This window comes from Bradyrhizobium sp. BRP22 (assembly GCF_020194175.1).
Lineage (GTDB): Bacteria > Pseudomonadota > Alphaproteobacteria > Rhizobiales > Xanthobacteraceae > Bradyrhizobium.
The window spans coordinates 80,839-97,545 of the sequence record NZ_JADYVX010000010.1 but is presented as its reverse complement, the minus strand read 5'-3'; the positions used below and the strand labels follow the sequence as shown (position 1 = coordinate 97,545).

15 protein-coding genes and 1 pseudogene are annotated in these 16,707 nt (G+C 61.0%); 12 read left to right on the top strand and 4 right to left on the bottom strand.

Annotation, left to right across the window (positions count from 1 at the left end; all coding sequences use genetic code 11):
- The first annotated feature begins 13 nt into the window (after positions 1-13).
- Positions 14-673: a GntR family transcriptional regulator gene (locus tag I6F35_RS15630; protein ID WP_225118687.1), complete on the top strand. Its 660-nt coding sequence runs from the start codon at positions 14-16 to the stop codon at positions 671-673.
- Between the two features lie 136 nt (positions 674-809).
- Here the strand turns inward: I6F35_RS15630 and I6F35_RS15625 are convergent, their stop codons facing one another.
- Entirely contained in the window at positions 810-995 is a 186-nt protein-coding gene (locus tag I6F35_RS15625; protein ID WP_225118574.1) for a hypothetical protein, read from the bottom strand.
- A gap of 695 nt (positions 996-1,690) precedes the next feature.
- On the opposite strand from I6F35_RS15625, the gene I6F35_RS15620 reads away from it, so the two are divergent.
- From I6F35_RS15620 to I6F35_RS15575, 10 genes are all read left to right on the top strand, one after another.
- Entirely contained in the window at positions 1,691-2,218 is a 528-nt protein-coding gene (locus I6F35_RS15620) for an RNA polymerase sigma factor (protein ID WP_225118573.1), read from the top strand.
- Between the two features lie 118 nt (positions 2,219-2,336).
- On the top strand, positions 2,337-3,368 hold the full coding sequence (locus I6F35_RS15615; RefSeq protein WP_225118572.1) for a FecR family protein: 1,032 nt from the start codon (positions 2,337-2,339) through the stop codon (positions 3,366-3,368).
- Between the two features lie 124 nt (positions 3,369-3,492).
- Entirely contained in the window at positions 3,493-7,026 is a 3,534-nt protein-coding gene (locus I6F35_RS15610; protein ID WP_225118571.1) for a TonB-dependent receptor, read from the top strand.
- Positions 7,027-7,159: 133 nt separating this feature from the next.
- Positions 7,160-7,369 (top strand): hypothetical protein, encoded by a 210-nt coding sequence (locus I6F35_RS15605; protein ID WP_225118570.1) that lies wholly within the window; start codon positions 7,160-7,162, stop codon positions 7,367-7,369.
- Positions 7,370-7,392: 23 nt separating this feature from the next.
- Complete coding sequence (gene exbB, locus I6F35_RS15600; protein ID WP_225118569.1) at positions 7,393-8,346, top strand: tonB-system energizer ExbB; 954 nt, start codon at positions 7,393-7,395, stop codon at positions 8,344-8,346.
- Positions 8,347-8,352: 6 nt separating this feature from the next.
- Positions 8,353-9,219, top strand: a complete 867-nt coding sequence (locus I6F35_RS15595; RefSeq protein WP_225118568.1) for an energy transducer TonB — start codon at positions 8,353-8,355, stop codon at positions 9,217-9,219.
- Positions 9,220-9,455: 236 nt separating this feature from the next.
- A complete protein-coding gene (locus I6F35_RS15590; RefSeq protein WP_225118567.1) occupies positions 9,456-9,947 on the top strand; it encodes a hypothetical protein in 492 nt (163 codons plus the stop codon).
- A gap of 2 nt (positions 9,948-9,949) precedes the next feature.
- Positions 9,950-10,459 (top strand): class I SAM-dependent methyltransferase, encoded by a 510-nt coding sequence (locus I6F35_RS15585; RefSeq protein WP_225118566.1) that lies wholly within the window; start codon positions 9,950-9,952, stop codon positions 10,457-10,459.
- Positions 10,460-10,840: 381 nt separating this feature from the next.
- Complete coding sequence (locus I6F35_RS15580) at positions 10,841-11,752, top strand: AraC family transcriptional regulator (protein ID WP_225118565.1); 912 nt, start codon at positions 10,841-10,843, stop codon at positions 11,750-11,752.
- A 15-nt stretch (positions 11,753-11,767) separates the two neighbouring features.
- Positions 11,768-13,399 (top strand): GMC family oxidoreductase N-terminal domain-containing protein, encoded by a 1,632-nt coding sequence (locus I6F35_RS15575; RefSeq protein WP_225118564.1) that lies wholly within the window; start codon positions 11,768-11,770, stop codon positions 13,397-13,399.
- Here I6F35_RS15575 and I6F35_RS15570 read toward each other — a convergent pair.
- Entirely contained in the window at positions 13,375-14,205 is an 831-nt protein-coding gene (locus I6F35_RS15570; protein WP_225118563.1) for a hypothetical protein, read from the bottom strand. The two genes, I6F35_RS15575 and I6F35_RS15570, sit on opposite strands and share 25 nt — an antisense overlap.
- A gap of 60 nt (positions 14,206-14,265) precedes the next feature.
- Positions 14,266-14,496, bottom strand: a pseudogene (locus I6F35_RS15565) (helix-turn-helix domain-containing protein); the annotation flags it as partial.
- Between the two features lie 275 nt (positions 14,497-14,771).
- On the opposite strand from I6F35_RS15565, the gene I6F35_RS15560 reads away from it, so the two are divergent.
- Positions 14,772-15,782, top strand: coding sequence for a pyridoxamine 5'-phosphate oxidase family protein (locus I6F35_RS15560; RefSeq protein ID WP_225118562.1), 1,011 nt, complete (start codon positions 14,772-14,774; stop codon positions 15,780-15,782).
- Positions 15,783-15,813: 31 nt separating this feature from the next.
- Here the strand turns inward: I6F35_RS15560 and I6F35_RS15555 are convergent, their stop codons facing one another.
- Entirely contained in the window at positions 15,814-16,698 is an 885-nt protein-coding gene (locus I6F35_RS15555) for an alpha/beta hydrolase (RefSeq protein WP_225118561.1), read from the bottom strand.
- Between the last annotated feature and the right edge of the window lie 9 nt (positions 16,699-16,707).

Genomic DNA, 16,707 nt, shown 5'->3' with positions numbered 1-16,707 from the left:
CGTAGTGATCGAGATGAAGGCGAGCGATCGCATTTACGGTGTCGTCGAAACGCAGATCAGCCAGCGCGAGTTGCTGCCTGGGGATCCGGTCGACGAAGAAAACCTGATGAGGCAGTTTGGCGTCTCGCGTACGCCTGTGCGCGAGGCTATCCTGCGTCTGAAGGCCGAGGGGCTGGTGTCCAGCATCTCCCGCGGCGGCGCCATCGTCTCGAAGATGGACTTTGCGCAACTCTTGTCAGTATGGGAGCTGCTGGCCGAACTCGAGGGCCTGTCGGCCCGTTACGCCTGCGAGCGGATGACCGACAAGGAGCGCGAGGCCCTGGCGGACGTCTATAAGGCGTCCCGGGGCGTCGTCGAACGTAACGACGCGCTCGGCTGGCAGCAGGCCAACATGGCGTTTCATGAGGTGCTGTACGCGGGATCGCGCAATCCCTATCTCCGTCAGGAGATCCTGCGAATGCGCACGCGAACCAGCGCCTATCGCAACCATTCGTTCGACGCGATGGGCTACATCAGCAAGGCTTATCAATATCATGGCCTGATCCTCCAGGCCATTCTCGATCAGGATCCATCGGCCGCAGCCAGGGCCGCTACGGCGCATCTGACGCCGGGAGAGGGCGCGCCTGGCGTGATGGAAATCATGCATAGGCTCCCGAAGGCTCTGCTGGGATGAGCCACTGCGCGACTGTCGTCCCGCAACTGGACGCTGCCGGGCAGCCGCGGAGGTAAGATTTCTCCGATCTCTGACGGATCTGAAGCGATCGTATGAGGGCGAGACATGAGTGGTCAAATCAGACGGGCGTCGACTTTCATTCCTTAATCTTTGCGGGAATTTTTCCCGACAACATCGAGTGACCGTCCAAGTTCGGCGGATGCCGCCGATGATCAGTTCGAACTTCCGGGCGGTGTGCGTCGCCAGCCTCCAGCACGCTGTCGACGATAACGGGATCGCCGTGCATGCTTGGTGCGAGGATGGAGACCCGGGTGTCACTCATGCGTATGCGCCGGAGGGTTCTGATTCAAATGTCAAACAGCTTCTCCGCAGTCATCGTCCGCCACCGGGTCGGCCGAACGGCCGCCCGATGACAGGCTCCGGCGGACGATCCAGTATTCCAGAGACGGCAGTGGCCGAGCCGAGAAGCTGTCGCCGTGAGACGCGCGGAGTCATAATGCTGATTTGCCCGACGGGTTAAGCGATTTATTTTTCGCGGCAGGGCTGGACAGATTTTAGCTGATTTGCCCGTCGGGTTGTTTTGTCGCACCAACTGCGTCCACATTGTCATTGCGAGCGGAGCGAAGCAATCCATAGCGCCGCAAGCGGAGACATGGATTGCTTCGCTAACGCTCGCAATGACGGGGAGGGCGTCCGGGTCCGGAATAGCGGCCAGTCGCTTCCCAGCCGTTTTCGATAGTCCTGAATGGGACGCAGCTGCCAGTTCGCGGCGGCAAGCCCTAGAGGCATTATAAATTATTGTCGTTGCGAAGAAATTTCCGAGTTTCTAACTGTTTCGCGTGCAGTGAGCGCCCTGATCATGAGGTTCGCGGGCCGAGGGGGCGGCATGACCGGATCAAGAACCATAGAGCGCGTCGTCCTGCAGGGCCCGATCAGTGTCGTGGCCCGGGATCGAAGGGAAGCAAGGCCGGGACCGCGGCGTGGCGCGTTTGTGCGTGATCCGGGGAGAAAGCTCTGATGGAGGAGCTCGATCCGCGGTTCGCTCTGTATCTGCACTATCGCGCAGTTCTCATCGACTACGCTTCGCACCTGCTGGGCTCTCGCGACGGGGCCGAGGATCTGGTGCAGGAAGCATTCATCAAATTTGTCCCGGCGGGTGGCGGCCGGATGCCGGAGGCCCGTCCACGGTCATATCTGTTTCGCATCGTGCACAATCTTGCGGTGGATGTACTGCGGCGGAAGCGTCTGGAAAATCTGCGGAACGCGCACAATGCACCGGTCTGGACCAGCTCTCAGACCACGCCCACGCCCGAGGAAACTGTTCTTTATCGTGAGAGCGAGCGCCGAGCCATGGATATCATTGCCGGGCTACCGGAGAAACAGCGCGTTGCGCTGGAAATGCACAGGTTCGGCGAATACTCGGTCGAAGAGGTGGCTGCCCACCTCGGAGTCTCCGTTCCTACCGTCTACCGCTTGATCCAGGCGGCCGTTGCAACGGTCACGATCCGGCTCGAACGGGACTCGAACGGCGAGACGAACTCGTGATCCCGCGAATGGTCTTGTAAAGAGTCACGCGAAAGCGTCAATTTCGTTCGGATTGACAGACCGGCTTCATTCATCGGTAGACGACGACAGAGCACCGCGACAGGGAACATTGGATACGTTGGCTACGAAACACGATACGGAGCGCCAGTTGCTCGAGGAGGCGACCGGCTGGATCCTGCGACTGGAGCAAGCGCCCCGGAGCTCCGCAGTGTTCGACGAGTTCGAGGCCTGGCTTGCAGCTTGCGAGCAGAACCGGAGCGCGTGGGAGCGTGTCAGCGCAACATGGAAGGCGCTCGGCGCAGTCAAGCCGGCCTATGATCAGAAAGCCTGGGGAGGCGTCGATCCGTTCTCGAAGCCGGGCGTGACGAACGCGCCTCTACCCATACCGAACCTTGCCGCGCGCACCATGGCGACGCGCAAATCATATCGCCGCCCAATCGGGATGGTGGTCTTCACGCTTGTCGCGGCATGCGTGTTGTGGATTGCAGCTCCGGCAGTCCTCATTGCCCTCAGCGCCGACTACCGCACCGCCGCCGGCCAGACCGAACATATTCGGATGGCCGATGGCTCCGCCGTCGAACTCGGCGGAAGCAGCGCGATCAAGGCCGATATCGGAACGACGCAGCGCCGCGTTACGCTGCTAGCAGGCGAAGGCTTCTTCGATGTCGCAACCGACACCACACGGCCTTTCATCGTCGATGTGCGGGGCGTCGAAGTCAAGGTGCATGGCACCGCCTTCAATGTCCAGGTCTCATCGACGAGTACGAAGGTTGCGCTCCTGCGCGGTTCGATCGAAGCCACGCCCGCCGCGAAGAGCGAACCATCTGACATTCTCAAGCCCGGCCAAATGTTCGTCGTCGATCACGCGACAGGTCACGCGAGCATCGAACCGGTATCGCTTGAGGAAATCGGCTCCTGGCGCGAAGGAAAGGTCTTTCTGTCCAATGCCACCGTAGAATCCGCCATCGAATTGATCCAGCGCTACTCCTCGGCCTCGATCCTGATTCCCGACCGAGACCTTGCGGGCCGCAAGGTGAGCGGCCTGTTCGATCTACGTAACCCTGATCGCGCGCTCGCCGGGCTCGTCGAGCCTTTCGGCGGCAAGGTTCGGTCCGTTACCCCGTTCGTGCGGATCGTGTCGCGCCTGTAGTCGGCGCGATTGCGGAATTTGTAATTCCTCCAAAAACGACGCCGCCGTGAGAATCTTGCGGAGCTCTTCGTCTTTACGTCGGAAGCGCATGCCTATGGAGCTGGCTGCGCAATGACAAGTGAAGATGAGCGAGTTGATGTCTATTGGGGGAGTAAGAACTAGAATTGGAACAGTAGCAGGAGGGAGATCGAAGCGCGTCACTATCCACTTGCTCCGCAGTGCAGCCGTCTGCGCGCTATCGGCCGGACCGGTCCTATATGCAGAGGGCGCTTTCTCTCAGACCGTGCAAACGCAGGACGCTCCGGCGATCCGCCAGTTCAACATTCCGGCTCAGCCGCTGACGAGTGCCCTCAACCAGTTCGGTCGCCAGTCCGGGCTTCAGGTCGCATTTCCCTCCGAGGCGTCGCAAGGTGTGCGGTCCAACCCCGTTGTCGGTAGCCTCACACCGCAGCAGGCGCTCGATCAGCTTCTTCGCGGGACCGGCATCAGCTACCGCATTACCTCGCAAGGCACCGCCGTCATTGGTGGGCGCCCGTCAGCCAACATCTCAGACGCTGCCGCCCCGCCACCGGCCGACGGGTCTCTCCTGCTCGATACGATCAATGTGAACGCCAGGCGTTCCACGATGAACGGCGATACGCCCTATGAGACTCCTGGATCAGTCTCATACATCTCGCGCGAGCAACTCGATCGGCTGCCGCCCACATCGGCCGGCGACGTGTTCATCGATACGCCCGGCGTGATCTCGGCGGGCAATCATGTCGGCACGTCGATCAATCCCAACATCCGGGGCCTGCAAGGCATGGGCCGCGTGAGCACGACGATTGACGGTGCGCGCCAGAACACGAGCTCCTATCGCGGCTATATCGGTAACCGCGACGAGACCTATGTCGATCCCGATCTGATCGGCGGTGTCGAGATTTCCAAGGGACCGAGCAGCGGAGTGGGTGTCGGGGGTATCGGCGGCACCGTCAACTTCCGCACCCTCGAAGCAGGCGACATCGTCAAGGACGGCAAGATATTTGGTACGCGCGTCAAAGGCAGCCTCGCCACCAACGCGGTGGCGGAGCAGGCGCCAAGTTTCCTGTCGAACAACGCCGTCAATACGGCGGCCAAGGGCCGGCCATCCTTTTTCAACGGCGACACATCTTCGGGCAGTGTGGCCGTCGCCGCGATCAAGGAGAACTACGAATTCATCGTCGCCTATTCCAAGCACGTCCAAGGTAACTACTTCGCCGGAACAAAAGTCCCCGACGGGATCACATTCCGTCCTGCAAACGCGCTTACAACGACCGCGAATGCCAATTCACTCGTAAAGCCCGGGCAGGAGGTGTTCAACACCTCGGAAAATACAGATTCGTTTCTGGCAAAAGGAAAGGTGAAATGGGGTGATGGTGAGTCGCTCGAACTCGGCTATCTCTCCTACAATTCCAACTATGGCGAGCTTGATGAGCTGAGTTATCAGGCTGCGATGGTGTCAGGAATTTTGCCCTACGGACAATTCCCACTCTCCGAAACGCATGTCGATACCTACACGGCCAAATACAAGTATGAGCCGTCGGACAATCCGTATGTGAAAATGCGGGCCGATCTCTGGCTGACCGATCTGACGTCGCAGCGCCATGGTCTCCTTCCTGGCCCCTATGCGGACGTGATGGTTGGCGGAGATGTCGGCAACACCTCCGTGTTCGACACCGCGCTCGGCCAACTCTCATGGGACAACGGCGTTGAATTCACCCGCGAACACGCCAAGGCCGAGCAGTTTCCGAGTTCGGTGTCCGGCTCGGACGGCTGGGAAACCTACGGCCCCTCGGGCGTGCGCGTGATGACGGGAACGTTCAGCAACGCAAGCCTCAAGCCGATCGACTGGCTGACGCTCTCCGCGGGCCTGCGCTATGACCATTACAATTCAAATGGCGAAGGATACCTCACCAAGTTTCCTGATCGTTCCGGCGGACGTGCCAGTCCCAATGCTAGTGTCGTCATATCGCCGATTGAGGGAATTCAGTTCTACGGCCAATACAAGGAGGGCTACCGTCCTCCGAGCCTTCGTGAAACGCATTGGCATTATCAGGGATTGCTCTGGAACAATCCGGATTTGCAGCCCGAGATCGCCAAGAATTACGAAGCCGGCCTGAATATCCTGCGCAACAACGTTTTCCAGTCCGGCGACAAGCTCCGCGTCAAGCTCGCCTATTTCGACAACCACTATGACGATTATATCGTCCGCTACCAGACGGGGAGCGGAGCACCTGCGGAGCACAAATACGTATGGTACAATATTGACAGCGCCAACTTCCGCGGCTTCGAAATATCCGGCAACTATGACGCGGGCGCATTTTTCCTCGAAGGCGCTTTCACCAAATATACCAAGATTGAATATTGCGAGACTGCGGGAAGCTGCGCGCCGCCGACGTCACAGTTCAGTCTAGCGAGCCCAACAGGCGCGCTCAAAAACGACTACGCTGCGAACTATGTCCCACCGGACTATGCTGGCAGCGTGACGGCCGGCGTCCGGTTGTTCGATCAGAGGCTGACGTTGGGCGGACGAGTCCAGTTCTCGTCGGCGCGCTCGGGCAGCGCCTGGCCTCCAACCAGTGGTGATACGTTCACCTGGCCGTCATATCAGGTGTATGATCTCTTCGGCATCTACAAGGTCGACGACGACGCGACGTTCAATTTCAGCGTCGAGAACCTGACGGACCAATATTATTTCGGCGCGCTGACCTCGATCGCGGTCCCATCGCCAGGCCGAACCGCCCGGATCAGCTACACCACGACGCTCAATGAAACGACGCCTCTCGTTCGTCACCTTCCCCAAGTAAGATTGGGGAATGCTTCGCTCGGCTCTCCGGGGAGCGACTGGACCGGCCTCTATGTCGGCGGACATCTCGGTTACGGCCTGGGCGCCACCAAGGGCATCACGACGGCCGGAGATGGAACGCCCGGAGCTATCGCGGCGACGGAGTCGGCCGACCTGAACTTCCGCGATCTGACAAGAGGCTTCCAGGGCGGGTTCAATTACCAGTTCTCGAACCGCATGGTGATCGGTGTCGAGGGAGATTTTTCCTGGACCAAGTTCGGGAAGACGCAAAACGCTCTTGCAACGGAAGACGCCAAGCTTAGGGCAGGCAGCTTTCTGCAGGCCAAGATCGACTACCAGTTCGACTGGACGGCGTCGCTGCGCGGCCGTATCGGCTACGCATTCGATCGCGTGCTTGTTTATGCGACGGGCGGTCTGGCGTTCCTGAGTGAAAGCGAAGTGCGGAGTCAGTATCAGGCCGTCAGCGGAAACGTACCCAGCACTCAACTCAATTTCCGCGAGGAAGCCTCAGCGACACGCAGCGGTTGGACGTTGGGGGGAGGGTTCGAATACGCGCTGACCAATAACTGGTCTCTCAAGGGAGAGTATTCTTACGATCATTTCGGAAATAAGGACTTTCTCTTTCCGAATGCGACAGCCGGCGTGACGCTGGCGTACGGGGTGCAGACGCAAATCTGTGTCCTGTATTATCCGCCTCCCCGTGCCGGCGTATGCCGTGTTTATAGAAGCCAGACAGTTACAATTCCCGGCTCATCTCAGACGACAAACGGCCGCAAGGCGGAAAATGATCTTGATCTTCATTCGATCCGGATCGGTCTGAACTACCGCTTCTAGGCCGATGCCGGACATCAACCAACCGCGCTTTAAAGAAAGAATAGCAAGGGATGCCCACGATCGAAATCAAGAAGCCTGGTGAAACACGCTTGGACAGACGTCCGGAAGCCGCAGCGACACGGTGGGGCGAGTCATGACTGCATCGCTCTTCGAATTGGTCTGCAGCCTCTTGTTCCTGGTGTTCGCGAACGGCTGCACGATATTCGCATTCATGACCGAGGACAAACGTCTTCGGGCCATCTGCGGGGCCGTCGCGCTTCTCGACAGGCTCTTCGTCCGGAGCTTTCGTCCGCGCCGGGATGGCAAAGCCGCCAGCCGGCCGGTGATGCGCATCGCGTCGTGAGCGACGAATTGGAAGGACGCAGCATGATACGATCGCAAAAACGGGGTTGGACGATCGTGCCGCTTGTGCTGATCGTCGCGTTGGCCGCGGGACCGTCCTGCGGGATGGCACAACATCCGGCTGCGCCACCCGACACCGGCATTGTCGCGCCGTCAGGCGAGCCGGCAGAGACCGTCAGGCCGTCTCCGGTCGGGCCGGTGTCAACCGATTATCCCGCCGCCTCGCCACGTCGTCCGGATTCGGAACGTCGGGCCGGTCTGCCGCATGATTTGTCACCCTGGGGCATGTTCATGTCGGCCGACTGGGTGGTGAAGGCGGTGATGATCGGACTAGCCTTCGCCTCGCTTGTGACCTGGACCGTGGGCCTCGCCAAGACTGTCGAGGTTGTCTGCGCCCGCGCCAGGGCGCGGCGGACAACTCAGGTCATCGCTTCATCGGAGAGCCTCGCGGACGCCGATCGCGCGCTTGCGAATCGGGGCGGGCCCACCGCATTCATGGTGCGGTCCGCCGGTGACGAACTGCGTCGGTCGTCGCGGGTCCTCGACCACGCCGGCGACGGCGGCGTGAAGGAGCGCGTCGCATCGCGTCTTGCCCGTATCGAGGCGCAGGCAGGCCGCCGGCTGACCCGGGGCACCGGGCTGCTTGCCACGATCGGCGCGACCGCGCCCTTTGTCGGCCTGTTCGGCACGGTGTGGGGGATCATGAATGCCTTCATCGGCATCTCGCAGACGCAGACCACGAATCTCGCAGTGGTCGCGCCCGGCATCGCCGAGGCGTTGCTCACGACCGCTTTCGGTCTGGTCGCCGCCGTTCCGGCGGTCGTCATCTATAATGCGTTCGCGCGCGCGGTCGCCGGCTATCGGCAGGGTCTCGCCGACGCGGCGGCCGCGGTCGAACGACTCGTCAGCCTCGATCTCGACGTCCGCAAAGTGCCTGATGCCCGCGCGCCGGCGCCGTCCGTCCTGGCCGCGGAGTAAGACGCCATGGTCGGCGGCAGCCCGTCACCTGCGGTGAACGACTTCAACGGCTCGATCACGCGCCGGGCCAGAGTGATCGAAGCCTTGCTGTGGCTGGCCGCGGGCCTCGTCACGTTCGGTGTCCATGCCGGAGCCGTGGCCTGGCTGCTGCGCGCGGACGCGGTCGTGGCCGCAGATAATTCACCGCCAACCGCGATCATGATCGAGCTCGCGGCCGTGCCGGAAGCGGCCCAAACAGGGCCGGACGAGATCACGCCGGACCAGAAGTCGGCGGAAGAAAGCATGCCGCGAAAGGAGCAAAAGAGCGAAGCGTTGCCGCAACAGCAAACGGCCGAACCTGTCACTCAGCCGGAGCAGCCGCCCGACGACGAGATCAAGGAGAAGACCGTCGTACTGGATCAAGCGGAGGTCCAGCTTCCGGCAGAGCAGCCGAAGCCGAAAGAGGAAACGAAGGAAAAGCCGAAGGAGAAGAAGCCGCATCCGCGCAAGCAGCAAGCCGTTGCCGAATCGAAGCCCGCTTTGCAGGCGCAGGTGGAGGCCCGCCAATCCGACCGCACGGCTGCCGCGCAGACCGCCTCGGGACTGTCGTCGCTATCACCAGCGACTTGGCAGTCGCTCCTCATGGCTCATCTTGAGCGCCGCAAGCGGTTTCCGTCGGACGCAAGGGAGCGCGGCGCGCGCGGGATCGCCTATGTGCGCTTCGCGATTGACGGTGCCGGCAAGGTGCTGTGGGCAAGCCTGGTGCGATCGTCCGGATTCGCCGATCTCGATCAGGAAGTGGTGGCGCTGGTGCACCGGGCCTCGCCCGTTCCGGTGCCGCCGCCGGGCGCCAACAGGACGATCACCGTGCCGGTGAACTTCAATGTCAATTAGACCATAACGCACATCTGAAGATCGGCTGCCATCCATGAGTGGCTGGTTGCCAGGAGAAATCAATGGCAGCCAATCGCCCCGGCGCCGGCCGCACGTGCCTGCTGGATCCGGCATGTCGGACGAGAGTCCGATTTATCCAATTCATCAGCCTCGTGCAGTCGTACCGTCAATCTCGGCCATCGCATGGATCGGCATGAGCCGAGGCCGGCTCCGCCTGCGGAAAGGATGGAGGCAAGATGATCGTACGAAAAGCATTTGTCGTAACCCTGGGTGCGTTCGCGCTGATTGCGAGCGCTGCTGCGACCACCAGCCTGCGTGCCGCGAGCCCGCCAGAGCTGCATCCGCCGGTTCCGGCTGACCACCCAATTGGAGCTGGCGCCACGGTTACCCTGGTTTCCTCGAAACGTCTGGCCGGCTCGGAGAACATTTCTCTCTCCACTTACCTGATCGACTATCCGCCGGGCGCCTCGGCCGAGCTGCATCGCATGCCCTCGTCGGGCTACGTGCTGACCCACGTGCTCTCGGGCGCCATCCAGGCATCGGCCTGGCAGGCGGGCGTAGGCATCTATCGGGCGGGCGACACGTGGGTCGAGCCGGCTTTTGCATATCGCATTGCGACGACAAACACGAGTCGCCGGGATTCGGCTCGCGCGCTCGTCGTCCTTGTTACGCGGCAGCAGGAACCAAGCAGTACAAACGTAACAACCGTAGCCGAACAAGAGAGATGACGATGCGTGAACTGCAGAAGAGGATCGAGATGCGGGCGGCGGCAAGAACCGCTCAGGTGACTTCCTACGAGCTGGATGAATGGGAGAGTGAAGTCATGCCGCCGGATCGGAAGGTCACATCCGTGCTGGAGCTTACCGAGTATATGCTTCAGCGGTCTGGCATCGTCCGCGGAATGCGTGTTCTGGATCTCGGCTGCGGCACTGGTGAGGCGTCGTTCTGGATCGCGAAGTTGGTCGGTCCCTCGGGGCTTGTAGTTGGCGTTGACCAGTCGGCGGAAGCGATCGATCTGGCCGAGAGGCGCGCAACGCTGGCCGGTCAGTGCTATTGGACGCGGTTCGTCGTCGCCGATCCCAGCAGCTTCGTTTCCCATGAGCCATTCGATGCAGTTGTTGCTCGGCTTACGAGCTTGCGTCGGCGCAAGGGCGTCGCAACCTCCTCGCGGCTCTTCAGCTTCGTTCGCCCAGGTGGCGTTGTTGTGCTGGTGTCCGGCAATCCCAGCCCGGTACGATGACCCAGCGCTGGTCGACGTAGATTGAACGTCGTTGTGGATCGACCGAGACGCAGCTCGACGACATAGTTTTGAACAATCTGATCGATAACGATCCCATCGATAGCCAAGCGCTTCCCCTGTGCGGACGGTTACGGCTGAAACATTCTCTCGGCTTTCAAACGTCGGCTCGTCCGCGGTCACGAGTCCTGACGTTCGATCATTTCAGTGCGAGGTCCGCATTGAAACGTTCCTGACTGCTGATGTCGTGCCGCTGAATGCCAACCACCGTGGCAACGGACCGCGTCTCTAACATCCATTTTAATGGCGTCACCAAGCGTCGAGCCGTACAAAATATTCACATGACCGAGGAGAGACGCGTGCAGCCGTAAGGGACGAGAATATATGCCACAGCCGATTTCGAAGATTGACGCGACCAACATCGTCATTTGCCTATACCGGCCAATCAATGTCGACGAATGCTTTCCAGCTCTTGCGGATTTCGTGGAGGAAATCGTCGATTGGGACTTCCCGGATGCCGAGGTGGCCCGCGCCGTTGCTATCAAAGTGTTGCCGGGCACACGGCCATGCTTCATCGTTCAGTACCGCGACTCCATGAAGTCCTCACGGAAGTTCGGCGATACGGATCGTCGACATCGAAATTACAGAAACATCATCACCAAGGTGGATAGTGGCATCTCGACGATACGGGCGTCGGGCCCGCTCGGTGCAATAATCGTGCGATTCAGGCCGGAAGCCGCGGCCCACTTTCTAGCCGAACGCCTGGACCATTTTGCGGACTGCAAGATCGAACTTGATGACGTCTTCGACGCTCATGAAATCAGCCTGCTTGAGGAAAGAGTCTCGGAGGCGCCGAGCAGCGCCGACCGGGCCGCGGCGGTAGCGCAATTTCTTTGCGCTCATGCCCGCCCACGCGAACCGGATCCCGTGATATGCCAGGCCGCCGCGCGTCTCCGTCGCAATCCTTCGCTGCGGGTCCGGCGGCTCGCCGCGAATCTGGACGTGAGCGAGAGACACCTTCTGCGCAAGTTTCACACCATATTCGGAACGAGCCCGAAGCAGTTCGCACGCTGCGCGCGCCTGGAGAAGGTCTTGGCCGCGCGACGGAATGGATTGGGATGGGCCGATATTGCTTATGGGTGCGGATTTGCGGATCAAGCGCACATGATAAGCGACTTCCATGCAGTGCTCGGCGCGCCGCCCGAGCGCGCGCTGCTGCCACCCTCGGCCGAACGGTGCTGCATTACGGACGAGACGAATGCGGGTCCCATCTCGTACGACTATTTCATGTGGTGAGGTGCGGCGCATCCGATGACGCGATCGTACGATTACATCATCGTCGGGGCTGGCTCCGCAGGTTGCGTCCTGGCCAATCGGCTGTCGGAAGAGACGAACGCGACCGTGCTGCTGCTCGAGGCAGGCGGGCACGATCGAAATCCATTGGTTCACATTCCGATCGGATTGGGCAAGCTTCATCAGCATCGCATCTACGATTGGGGTCTGGTCGCGGAGCCCGATCCGGCGCTGGACGGCCGGGCCATTCCCGCGATGCGTGGGAAGGTGTTGGGCGGATCCCACTCCATCAACGTGATGGCGTTTACCCGTGGCAACCGCGGCGACTACGATCGCTGGGCTCGCGAGGGTGCAGAGGGATGGTCCTACAACGCTGTCCTTCCCTATTTCAAACGCTGCGAAACCTGGCAGCATGGAGACAACGCCTGGCGTGGCGGATCGGGACCAATCCACGTTCAATTTGCGCGTTCTCGCGATCCCCTGTTCCAGGCGTGGCTTGCCGCCGCGCGTGAACTTGGCTTCCCGATCACGGACGACTTCAATGGCGAAACGCAGGAAGGATTCGGAAGAGTCCAAAGCACAATATGGAAGGGCCGCCGCGACTCGGTGGCTGCGGCCTATCTCCGGCCTGCGTTGAAGCGATCGAATCTGACACTTCTGACCGGGGCCCATGTAAGCGAGATCGTTCTCCGGGGTACACGTGCGGTAGGTGTGCGGTACGTCAAGGGCGGGCAGACTGCGTACGCCAACGCTGACCAAGAGATCATCCTGTGCGCTGGTGCATATCACACCCCACAGGTTCTTATGCTGTCAGGTATCGGCCCGATCAGGCATCTTGCCGGTTTCGGAATCAAGACGCTCGTCGACTTGCCGGTGGGGCAGGGCCTGCAGGATCACCTTGCCGCGTGGTTCAACTGGAGCCGTCCTGCGCCGGGCTCCTTTCACCGGATGATGCGTCTCGATCGCGCCGTGCTGGCTATGGTTCAGGCGTACCTCTTCGGGACCGGGCCCGGCACGGTGCTTCCGAATGCTCTCTTTGCATTCATCAAGACCCTTCCGTCGCTCGATGTGCCTGATATCGAATTCATGTTTCGGGCGATCTCGGCTCAGACCCATCTCTGGTTTCCAGGCTTGCGTCCGGCGTTCGAGGACAGCTTCGCGATCCGCCCGACATTGCTTCATCCCAAGAGCCGAGGCGAGGTTCTGCTGAGATCGGCCAATCCGTTGGATGGTCCAAGGATCTGCAACCGCTTCCTGCAGCACCCGGACGATCTCGCGACATTGCTGCGCGGCGCAGGCATCGCTCTCGAACTGGCCGCGCGGCCCGAAGTTGCGGCTATGGCAGGAAAGGCGATCGGGCCGGCCCGCATTCGATCGGATCGCGATATCGAACAGTGGATCCGAAGCACGGCGGTGACGGCAAACCATCCCTGTGGAACGTGCGGGATCGGACGGGTCGTCGACAGCGAGCTGTCTGTCCTTGGCGTGACATCGCTTCGGGTCGTGGACGCTTCGGCGATGCCGACCATCATATCAGGACATATCAACGCGTGTGTAATCATGATGGCGGAGAAAGCCGCCGATATGATTCGATCGGCTGTCTCCGCGCCTGCAGCGATCGACCATCAACGGGACCAGGTGCCAACGTGATGGCTTCGGCTATATCGACCAAACGCGCCCGAGGATATCAAAACGGTCCAGAATACGAATCCTCCAAGCGCTCCGAGCAATCCGCAATATGCCAAAGGCTCGATGTAACTTCCTGATATCGCGGAGCGAAGCAGCTCGTTTACAACGATAGGCATGCTGCTGTGCCATGCGCTGGCGTGGAATTCGACATGCTGCGCCGGAAAGGTCAGAATGCCGGCCGGTACGACTCCTATCAAGCTACCCAGGAAGACGCACGATCCGATGTCCATCCTGCGTCGCCACAGGCAAACCAGGAAAATTGACAAGCCGATCAGGACCGCATGACTGAGTGCAATAATCAATGTGAATGCGAACACCATCGGTGCAAGCCTCGTGTCGCGCCAGATTGCCGTCATGACGAGCGCCGGGGCAAGGGCAGAAGCGAAGAAGGCCAGAGCCGCGCTTGCCATGCGCTGAACCCATAAGGCAGTGCGTCGTGTTTGACCGGTCAATCCGTTGCGGTGAGGTGACTTCCACCGCAGGCTGGAGCTGATCATCTGGTCCGAACGGAGCGAACTGGCGGTGTCGGTTGGCGCTTCACGCTCGGTTCGAAGCGACGCGCTGTGCAGCGCGTCGGCTTGATTTCTCGAAGAGCACATATCAAGGACCTCGGCTTCAAATTGCATCATTCGGTAAAGGCCGCGATCGACAACGGGTCGGGTGCGACCGCCGATCTCATGATGTGCTGCTTGCCCGCCGCTGAATTGAAGAATTCGGACTCGCCTGCCGGCGACTGCGGCTCTTGGCAAAATCTTCAGGCGAGCCACGCCTCAATGCGTCGCCGGAGTAGCGCAGGGGAGCGCCGGAGTGGTATCGCTGCAGTGCTTTCAGGTCCGAGGAGACCGGCGCGTTCCCTGGCGTTCGGCCATATAGCGGCCCGGAGTTGTGCCGAGCGCTTTCCTGAACATCGTGACGAAACTGCCCGCGCTCTCATAGCCGAGATCAATGGCCACTTGCTGAATCGTCGCGCCGCCCGCCAGCCATTGCAGCGCGAGCATGATGCTGAGCTGCTGCCGCCAGCGGCCAAAGGTCATGCCGGTCTGCTGTACGAGCATGCGCTTTCCGGTGACTGTGAAAGTCGAGCTCGATACCGGTCGTGACCGTCGTGATGCCGTAGGTGACCACCGCGCGCGCCACCTCATCCGGGTCGACGAAGTCAGCCGGGACGGTCAGAATCGTTCAGGATTGGCATTTCAATCGAATCCAATTTCCGCGGGGGCGTATTGGCGGAAATTCAGAATATAATGTCAGAATTACCTGATGTCGCCAATCGCGCGAGGGCCTATCCGTGCCAACCGTCATCGGCCCAGCGCCGAACTTTGGTGGATTTTCGATGAGCAAACAGATCGACACTGTCGCGGAGCTTGAAGCAATCATCGGCAAGACGCCGCTGCCAATGATGCTCAAGGTGATCGATCATCTCGATGAAGGCGCGTTGCGCTGGATTGGGCTTTCGCCGTTTATCGTCACCGCCTTCGGTGACGCCTCGGGCATCGCGGTCACAATGGCGGGCGGAAAGTTCGGCTTCGCATCGGCCGGCGTCCGCGAGCTGCGGCTACCCACCGCGCTGCTCGATGATGCCGCACTTGCCCGGCCGGATGTTGGGTTCGCTTCGCTGTTTCCGCTTCCAGGCATCACAGAGACGCTGCGGGTCAACGGCAGGGTAACCGAGGTGCGGCACGACGAGATCTGCATTGCGGTGGAGGAATGCTACGGTCATTGCGGCAAGGCGCTGATCCGCTCGGATTTCTGGACAGCCCCGCCGCTCGCCTCGCCCCCGTCGGATCTTTCGGCCTTCATCGCCGATTGCCGTTTCCTGGCGCTGGCCACCACGGACGCTCAAGGCCGCGCCGATCTCAGCCCGAAGGGCGATCCCGTCGGCATGATGGTGCATTTCGAGGGTTCGCGGCTCTGGTTTGCCGATCGCCCGGGAAACCGTCGCGTCGACAGCTTTCGCAACATCATCACTCAGCCCCGCGTCGCCGCCGCGCTGCTCATCCCTGGATCGACTCGCGTCGTGAGATTATCGGGGACAGCCCACATGACCGACGACGCAGCTATCCGCGCGCAATTCAGCGTGCAGGACAAGACGCCGGCGCTTGCCATAGGGATCGACGATCTCAGCATCACGATGTCCGAAAGCCGCGCCCTTGCTCAAGCGAGGCTCTGGCCAGCGGCTGGCCGCCCCGACATCGACCCGGCGAAGGTCTTCATGGAGCATATCAAGCTCAACAAGACCAACGGACTCGGAGCCCGGCTGACCAGCGCTGCATTGTCCGTTCCCGGCGCGGCGGGTCTTCTGAAGAAGACTCTCGAGCACGAATACAAAAACAATCTCTACTGATCGCCGTCGGGCAGGCTCGTGGACGGAACCGTTAATCCTTCATTCCGGTGATGGAGGTGCTGACCGCCCGCGGATCGCGGGACGGCCAGCGGCCGCAATCGACCTGGGCCAGGAAATCGCCGACGATGCGGTTGTACTCCTCCGGCTCCTCGATATTGATCGCGTGTCCCGAATTCGGCATCACCGCGAGCGCGGCCGAGGGAATGCTCTGCTTCATGAGAATGCCCGGCAGCAGGCACGGCCAATCCTCGTCGCCGGTGATGATCAATGTCGGCACCGTGATGCGCTTCATCTCCTCGACCAGCGAATAAAGCGAAGGCCGCTCCTTCTGTACGCCCTGCTGCGTGTTGGCCGATCCGGCCGCTGAATGTTCTGCCAGCATCGCCTTGAACTCGGCGTGGCCGCGCGGATCCTTGTTTTGATATTGCACGCGCGTCGGACCGTAGGCGTAGCGCTCGGCGAACGCTGCCATGCCTTCGGCGCGGATCATGCCAGCGATCACGTCGGCTTCGGCACGGAACGTCTCGCGCTTGTCGGGCTCGGCGCCATAGCCGCAGCCGCCGATGCAAAGTGACAACGCCCGCTCTGGATGACGCAGGCCGAAATGCAACGTCGCGAAACCGCCCATCGACAGGCCGATGATATGCGCCTGCCGCTCGCCGATATGATCGAGCACCGCGAGGATGTCGTCGGCGGCGCGGGCCTGCGAATAGGACGAGACCTGCTCCGGCACGTCGGACGGCGGGAATCCGCGCGCGTTGAAGGCAATGCTGCGGTAGCGCTTGCCGAAATGCCGCATTTGCAGCTCGTAGCTGCGCAGATCTCCCGCGAATTCATGAACGAAGATGACGGGCCGGCCGGCTCCCGTTTCCTCGAAATAAAGGCGCACTCCGTCGTTCGTCGTTGCATAGGGCATGTTGATCTC

What these genes read in the sequence shown, in the direction of transcription:
- I6F35_RS15630 (WP_225118687.1), top strand. Translation starts at nt 14, where the DNA reads ATGAAGGCGAGCGATCGCATTTACGGTGTCGTCGAAACGCAGATCAGC.
- I6F35_RS15625 (WP_225118574.1), bottom strand. Translation starts at nt 995, where the DNA reads ATGAGTGACACCCGGGTCTCCATCCTCGCACCAAGCATGCACGGCGAT.
- I6F35_RS15620 (WP_225118573.1), top strand. Translation starts at nt 1,691, where the DNA reads ATGGAGGAGCTCGATCCGCGGTTCGCTCTGTATCTGCACTATCGCGCA.
- I6F35_RS15610 (WP_225118571.1), top strand. Translation starts at nt 3,493, where the DNA reads ATGAGCGAGTTGATGTCTATTGGGGGAGTAAGAACTAGAATTGGAACA.
- I6F35_RS15605 (WP_225118570.1), top strand. Translation starts at nt 7,160, where the DNA reads ATGACTGCATCGCTCTTCGAATTGGTCTGCAGCCTCTTGTTCCTGGTG.
- exbB (WP_225118569.1), top strand. Translation starts at nt 7,393, where the DNA reads ATGATACGATCGCAAAAACGGGGTTGGACGATCGTGCCGCTTGTGCTG.
- I6F35_RS15595 (WP_225118568.1), top strand. Translation starts at nt 8,353, where the DNA reads ATGGTCGGCGGCAGCCCGTCACCTGCGGTGAACGACTTCAACGGCTCG.
- I6F35_RS15590 (WP_225118567.1), top strand. Translation starts at nt 9,456, where the DNA reads ATGATCGTACGAAAAGCATTTGTCGTAACCCTGGGTGCGTTCGCGCTG.
- I6F35_RS15585 (WP_225118566.1), top strand. Translation starts at nt 9,950, where the DNA reads ATGCGTGAACTGCAGAAGAGGATCGAGATGCGGGCGGCGGCAAGAACC.
- I6F35_RS15580 (WP_225118565.1), top strand. Translation starts at nt 10,841, where the DNA reads ATGCCACAGCCGATTTCGAAGATTGACGCGACCAACATCGTCATTTGC.
- I6F35_RS15575 (WP_225118564.1), top strand. Translation starts at nt 11,768, where the DNA reads ATGACGCGATCGTACGATTACATCATCGTCGGGGCTGGCTCCGCAGGT.
- I6F35_RS15560 (WP_225118562.1), top strand. Translation starts at nt 14,772, where the DNA reads ATGAGCAAACAGATCGACACTGTCGCGGAGCTTGAAGCAATCATCGGC.
- I6F35_RS15555 (WP_225118561.1), bottom strand. Translation starts at nt 16,698, where the DNA reads ATGCCCTATGCAACGACGAACGACGGAGTGCGCCTTTATTTCGAGGAA.